The organism is Streptomyces daliensis (assembly GCF_054782395.1).
In genome coordinates, this window is record NZ_BAAGSO010000128.1 from 12160 (window position 1) to 12999 (window position 840).

Genomic DNA, 840 nt, shown 5'->3' on the forward strand with positions numbered 1-840 from the left:
GTCTCCCGTGGCCACGAGCGCCGTGCCGAGGTCGTCGACCGCGATCACCGGCATCTCCGCTACCGGCAGGGAGTCGAGAATGTTCACGGTGCTGAGCAGCATCACCGCCCGACTGTCGGACAGCACGAACCCGACACGCTCGGCCGGCGTGGCCGGATCGATCGGCAGATACGCCGCCCCCACCCGCCACACAGCCAGCACACCCGCCACCGCATCCACACCCCGCGGCAGACACACCCCCACCACCGCACCACGACCCACACCCAGTCCCACCAGCACACCCGCCAACCGCTCCACGCGCGCGTCCAGCCCGGCGTAGGTGAGCGTGGCGTCTTCCTGCCGGACGGCCGTGGCGTCCGGAGCGGCCTGGACCCGTCGCCAGAACAACTCCGGCACCGACGCGTCCGCGATGTCCGAGGCGGTGTCGTTCCACTCCACCACCACCCGCTCACGTTCAGCCGCATCCAGCACGTCCACCTCATGCACGCGGACGTCCGCGGTCGCAGTGACGCGGTCGAGCACCCGCATCAGCCGCTGCCCTATCACCTCGGCCGTGCCGGCGTCGAACACGTCCGACGACGCGTTCACCGAGCCGTGAAGTCCTGCGGGAAGCCCTCGTCCGTCGAAGGACTCCCACAGGGTGACGTCGAGGTCGAACCGCGCCACCGAGGCAATGCTCGACTCGTCCAGTCCGGCCAGGCCGTGCTCAGCGCCCGCCAGTCGCAACGATGTGTCCTCGGTGTTCTGCACGGTCAGCATCACCTGGAACAGCGGGTGCCGCGCCATCGAGCGGGACGGTGCCAGCTCTTCCACCAGCCGCTCGAACGGCACATCCTGATG

General features: G+C 69.6%; 1 protein-coding gene. It reads right to left on the bottom strand.

Annotated elements, in window-relative coordinates; translation table 11 throughout:
* A partial coding sequence (locus ACYVOO_RS36930) for an AMP-binding protein (protein ID WP_461020109.1) occupies window positions 1-840 on the bottom strand: 840 nt, incomplete at both ends.